The organism is Pseudomonas sp. UBA6699 (genome assembly GCF_002454615.1).
Taxonomy (GTDB): domain Bacteria; phylum Pseudomonadota; class Gammaproteobacteria; order Pseudomonadales; family Pseudomonadaceae; genus Aquipseudomonas; species Aquipseudomonas juntendi.
In genome coordinates this window covers 233-5974 of the sequence record NZ_DKJF01000014.1, presented here as the reverse complement: position 1 = coordinate 5974, position 5742 = coordinate 233, and the positions used below count along the sequence as shown (strand labels likewise).

Here is a 5742-nt window from a genome sequence, read left to right as displayed (position 1 = left end):
GAGCGATCGGCCTCCCCGGAAGTGCTTCTTCAGCCTGACGAGAATATCTTCTCCCGCCAGGCCAGTCACAACATACAAGCAGCGACCGCAGCTCGCGATGCGCCGCGCGGGCGGCGCTCGATCTCACAGGCGCTGCATATCTTCTGACAAACACCTGCCAGCCCTGATGCGATCTCTGTGTGTGTGTGGCTTGCCGGCTATGGGCGGCAAAGCCGCCCCGGCGATATCAGCCGCGCTCAGGCTGGAAACGCACCACAAAGCCCTTCAGGCTGTTCTGGCGGTTGACCGCATCGCGCACGCGCTCGGCCTCGGCGCGCTCGATCAATGGCCCCACATACACCCGGTTCATGCCGCCGGCCGAACGGATATAGGCGTTGTAACCCTGGCTACGCAAGGTTTGCTGCAGCTTCTCGGCACCGGCGCGGTTGGACAGGCTGGCCAGCTGGATCGACCAGCTGACCGGCAGCCCGTTGACGTCGATCTTCGATGGCGCAGCCTGGGCCGGCGTCGCTGCAGGTTTGGTTTCGACCTTGGCCGCCGGTGCGGCGGCCTGCGGCTTGGCCGGCTGGGCCTGTGCCTGGGTCTGCGGCGAGGCCGTGATCGGCTGGCTGGGCGTGCTGGCAGGGGCAGTCGACTCGTCGACCACCACCGGCGCCGACTGCGGTGCTTCAGGAACTTCCTGCGGCTGCGGCACGGTCACCGGGTCTACCTTCACTTCCGGCAGGCTGGGCATGGCAGGTGCCTGCGGGGCTTCGACGCGCACCTGGCGCATCTCGTCCTCGCGGGTGAACAGCATCGGCAGGAAGATCACCGCCAGTGCCACCAGCACCAGCGCACCGACCATGCGCTGTTTCATCCCTTTATCCAGCACTGCCATCTACTCAACCCTCCTGGGCATGCCGCTCCAGCCACGCCAGGGCCTGGGCGACACAGAAAAACGAACCGAACAGCACGATCTGGTCATCTGCCGTTGCCTGCGCGCATTGCCCTTCGAGGGCCGCGTCGACTCCGGCATAAGACTTCACCGCCGCGCCAAGGTTCGTCAAGGCGTCGGCCAACTCGGCAGCCGGCCGGCTGCGCGGGGTGTCCAGCGGGGCCACGGCCCAGTCATCGATCAGCCCGTGCAGCGGCGCGACCACGCCTGCCAGGTCCTTGTCGGCGAGCAGGCCGAATACCGCCAGCCGGCACCCCTTCAGCGGCCGGCTCGCCAGGCGCCGGGCCAGGTACTGCGCCGCATGCGGGTTGTGCCCGACATCCAGCAGCAGCTCCACCGGCCGGCCCTGCCAGACCAGCTGGCGACGGTCTAGACGCCCGGTAATCCGGGTATCCAGCAACGCCTGGCGCACCTGCGCGGCATCCCACGGCAGGCCCATCAACAGGTACGCCTGCAGGGCCAGCGCGGCGTTTTCCATCGGCAGGTCGAGCAACGGCAGGCCGTTCAGCTCAACGGGCGCGCCATCGGCTGCAGTGCCACGCCAGTTCCAGCCGTTTTCGGCGCTTGCCAGGTCAAAGTCACGGCCGCGCAGGAACAGTGGCGCTGCCAGTTCGGCGGCTTTGTCCAGCAGCGGTTGTGGCGGGTCGAGATCGCCGCACAGGGCCGGTTTGCCCGGGCGGAAGATACCGGCCTTTTCAAAGGCCACCTGCTCGCGGGTGTCGCCCAGGTAATCGACATGGTCGACGCCGATACTGGTCACCAGGGCCAGGTCGGCATCCACCACGTTCACGGTGTCCAGGCGCCCGCCAAGACCCACTTCCAGCACCACGGCATCGAGCTGCGACTGGTGGAACAACCAGAACGCAGCCAGCGTGCCCATTTCGAAGTAGGTCAGGGAAATATCGCCCCGCGCCGCCTCCACGGCGGCGAAGGCTTCGCACAGGCACTCATCGCTGGCCTCCAGGCCATCGATCAGCACCCGCTCGTTGTAGCGCAACAAGTGCGGCGAGCTGTACACGCCGACCTTGAGCCCCTGGGCGCGCAGCAACGAGGCCACGAAGGCGCAGGTCGAACCCTTGCCGTTGGTGCCGGTCACGGTCACCACGCGTGGCGCCAGCTTACCCAGCGCCAGCCGGGCAAGTACCTGCTGCGACCGCTCCAGGCCCATGTCGATGGCCGAGGGGTGCAACTGCTCGAGGTAGGCGAGCCATTCGCCCAGGGATCGTTGTTTCATCACGCGACGGCAGCCGCCTCACGCGCTTGCTCGGGGGTTTCCTGGCCAGTCATCTGCGCCAGCAGGCGAGCCAGGCGCGGGCGCAGTTCGCCACGGGAGATGATCAGGTCGATGGCGCCGTGCTCCAGCAGGAACTCGCTACGCTGGAAGCCTTCCGGCAGCTTTTCGCGTACGGTCTGTTCGATCACGCGCGGGCCGGCGAAGCCGATCAGCGCCTTCGGTTCGCCGACGATGACGTCGCCGAGCATGGCCAGGCTGGCGGACACACCGCCGTAGACCGGGTCGGTCAGCACCGAGATGAACGGAATGCCTTCTTCGCGCAGGCGCGCCAGCACCGCCGAGGTCTTGGCCATCTGCATCAGCGAGATCAGCGCCTCTTGCATGCGCGCACCGCCGGAAGCGGAGAAGCAGACCATTGGGCAACGGTGCTCCAGGGCGTAGTTGGCAGCGCGGACGAAGCGCTCACCGACGATGGCGCCCATGGAACCGCCCATGAACGAGAACTCGAAGGCACTGACCACGATCGGCATGCCCATCAGGGTACCGCTCATGGAGATCAGCGCGTCTTTTTCGCCGGTCTGCTTCTGCGCGCCGGTGAGGCGGTCCTTGTACTTCTTGCTATCGCGGAATTTCAGGCGGTCGACCGGCTCGAGGTCGGCACCCAGTTCGGCACGGCCTTCGGCGTCGAGGAAGATGTCGATGCGCGCGCGTGCGCCGATGCGCATGTGATGGTTGCACTTGGGGCAGACATCGAGGGTTTTTTCCAGCTCCGGGCGATACAGCACGGCCTCGCAGGACGGGCACTTGTGCCACAGGCCTTCAGGCACCGAGCTCTTTTTCACCTCGGAACGCATGATCGAAGGGATCAGTTTGTCGACTAACCAGTTGCTCATGCTTTTTTTCTCCAGTATTGGCAGGCGCGGCCGTTATCGTCGGCCTGCCCTGCCCTTGAGCTCAAAATCTGTTACGAAACGATGATGGACCGGCCGCCGGGGCTTCCAGCGCGCCACTCCACCGCTAATGCGTTGTGTTGCCGCCACCATGGGTGCGGCTGCCCGGCAGGGCTGCGAATGCTATGGACGATGGCGCGCAGCCAGCCGTCACATCTGCCATCACGCCTGCCTCACCGCCTGCATGAAGGCTTCGATCTTCGCGGCGTCCTTGATGCCCTTGGCCTGCTCGACCCCACCGCTGACATCCACCGCATAGGGCCGTACCTGGGCGATGGCCTGGCCGACGTTGGCCGCCGAAAGCCCACCGGCAAGAATGATCGGTTTGCTCAGCCGCGCCGGTACCAGGGACCAGTCGAACGCCTCGCCGGTTCCCCCAGGCACACCCGCCACATAGGTATCGAGCAGGATGCCGCGAGCGCCGGCATAGCGCTGGCAGGCTGCCTCGAGGTCATCGCCCGGGCGCACCCGCAGGGCTTTGATCCAGGGGCGGTGGTAACCCTCGCAGTCCTCCGGGGCTTCATCGCCGTGGAACTGTAGCAGGTCCAGTGGAACCACTTCGAGGATCTCGTTCAATTCGCACCGCGAGGCATTGACGAACAGCCCCACCGTGGTCACGAACGGCGGCAGTTCAGCAATGATTGCCCGCGCCTGGCGCACGTCCACTGCGCGTGGGCTTTTGGCATAAAAGACGAAACCGATGGCATCGGCCCCGGCCTCGACAGCAGCCAACGCGTCTTCGATGCGGGTAATCCCGCAGATCTTGCTGCGAACATAGCTCATGAAACGCGAACCCTGATGATAACGGTCAAAGGCCGGATGTTAGCAAATGGCTTTTCGCCCGTCAGTCCGCCAACCCTTCATAACCGCTTAAAAAGTGTGGGCCAATGTAACGCCTGGGCAGGGTGAATGTGTCGGGGTACTCCACCTGCACCAGGTACAGCCCATAGGGATGGGCGGTTACCCCGCCTTCGCGGCGGTCACGCCCTTCCAGCACCTCACGCGCCCAGCTTACCGGGCGTTCGCCGCTACCGATGGCCATCAACACGCCGGCAATGTTGCGCACCATGTGGTGCAGGAAGGCGGTGGCGCGCACGTCCAGCACGATCATCTGGCCATGGCGGGTAACCCGCAGGTGGTAGATGTGCTTGATCGGCGACTTGGCCTGGCACTGGCTGGCGCGGAAGGCGCTGAAATCGTGCGTGCCGAGCAGCGACTGTGCCGCCTGGGCCATTCGCTCGACGTCGAGCGGGCGGTGGTTCCAGGTCACCTCCTCGGCCAGGTGCGCCGGGCGGATCGGGTCGTTGTAGATGACATAGCGGTAGCGCCGGGCGCATGCCTTGAAGCGAGCATGGAAATCAGCCGGCATCGGCTGCGACCAGACCACACTGATGTCGTGCGGCAGGTTGAAGTTGGTGCCCATGGTCCAGGCACGTTCGTCGCGCACGGCACGGGTGTCGAAATGCACAACCTGCCCACAACCGTGAACACCGGCATCGGTGCGGCCGGCGCAAACCACGGCGATCGGCTCGTTGGCGACCTTGGACAGCGCTTGCTCCAAGGCTTGCTGGACACTGGGCACGCCGCTGGCCTGGCGCTGCCAGCCGCGGTAGCGTGCGCCCTTGTATTCCACACCCAGGGCGATGCGGGAGTAGCCTTCGGCCGCAGATTCGGTGGCGGCGGTGTCGATGATGTCCAAGAGCATGAAACCTGTGGGGTGTACGAAATGGCGGGGATTATAACGACAACGGCAGCCGCGTAGGGCTGCCGTTGCTTGTCCACTGTAACCGATGGCCGCTTCGACGGGGTCAGACCAACCGGGACAGCATGTCCTTGGCTTCCTGGCGCTGAGTGTCGTCGCCGTCCTTGACCACTTCGTCGAGGATATCGCGTGCGCCCTGGCTGTCGCCCATGTCGATATAGGCGCGAGCCAGGTCCAGCTTGGTGGCCACTTCATCACTGCCGGAGAAGAAGTCGAAGTCGAGATCGTCCAGCGGCTCCGGGTCTGGCTGCGCGGCTGCATCTTCGCTGGTGAAGTGCGGTTCCAGCGAGGGCGCCTCCAGGCTCTGCGACAGCTTGTCCAGCTCGGCGTTCACGTCATCGAGTTCCGAGGCAAAGCTTTTGTCTGCCGGCGAGTCGTCTTCCAGCGACAGTGACAAGTCGAAGTCCGAGGGCAGATCGAACTCGGAGACCGGATCGAACTCTGGCACGCTGTCGAAGGCCGCCAGCTCGGCAGCCACATCGCCCGCGGCGGTGTCGGCTGCTGGCGCAGCAGCGGGGGTGACGGGTTCGGTGACATCGAGGTCGAAATCCGACAGGTCGACCGCGGGTTGCGGCTCGGCCTGGGCCAGCATGGCCTCGAAATCCGCATCGGCGTCGGCTTGCAGGTCCTCATCCAGGGCGAACGGCTGTTCTTCTGGCGGCGCACCTGGCTGCACCGGCTCGTCCAGCACCGGTTCGGCGATCACCAGCTCATCAGGCACTGGCGCCTGCGCCGCGGACTCGTCGAGCATCGCCGCGGCCAGCGGATCGTCCTCGGGCAGGCCTTCCCCAAGGCCAAGGTCAGAGGCATGGTCCAGATCCGGCTCGCCCAGCCCCTGATCCTCCAGGCCGGCGACGTCCAG

General features: G+C 65.5%; 6 protein-coding genes. All 6 read right to left on the bottom strand.

The window, feature by feature from the left end; genetic code table 11:
* Positions 1–226: 226 nt before the first annotated feature.
* Complete coding sequence (locus B3361_RS02370) at positions 227–877, bottom strand: SPOR domain-containing protein (RefSeq protein ID WP_009686027.1); 651 nt, start codon at positions 875–877, stop codon at positions 227–229.
* Positions 878–881: 4 nt separating this feature from the next.
* A complete protein-coding gene (folC, locus tag B3361_RS02365; RefSeq protein ID WP_054905871.1) occupies positions 882–2168 on the bottom strand; it encodes a bifunctional tetrahydrofolate synthase/dihydrofolate synthase in 1287 nt (428 codons plus the stop codon).
* Positions 2168–3061: an acetyl-CoA carboxylase, carboxyltransferase subunit beta gene (gene accD, locus B3361_RS02360; protein WP_054905870.1), complete on the bottom strand. Its 894-nt coding sequence runs from the start codon at positions 3059–3061 to the stop codon at positions 2168–2170. Before accD ends, folC begins: the two co-directional genes overlap by 1 nt.
* A gap of 219 nt (positions 3062–3280) precedes the next feature.
* Complete coding sequence (locus B3361_RS02355; RefSeq protein WP_029887583.1) at positions 3281–3901, bottom strand: phosphoribosylanthranilate isomerase; 621 nt, start codon at positions 3899–3901, stop codon at positions 3281–3283.
* Positions 3902–3962: 61 nt separating this feature from the next.
* A complete protein-coding gene (gene truA, locus B3361_RS02350) occupies positions 3963–4823 on the bottom strand; it encodes a tRNA pseudouridine(38-40) synthase TruA (RefSeq protein ID WP_009686022.1) in 861 nt (286 codons plus the stop codon).
* Positions 4824–4926: 103 nt separating this feature from the next.
* On the bottom strand, positions 4927–5742 hold an 816-nt coding region (locus B3361_RS02345; RefSeq protein ID WP_286920063.1), incomplete at its 5' end, for a FimV/HubP family polar landmark protein.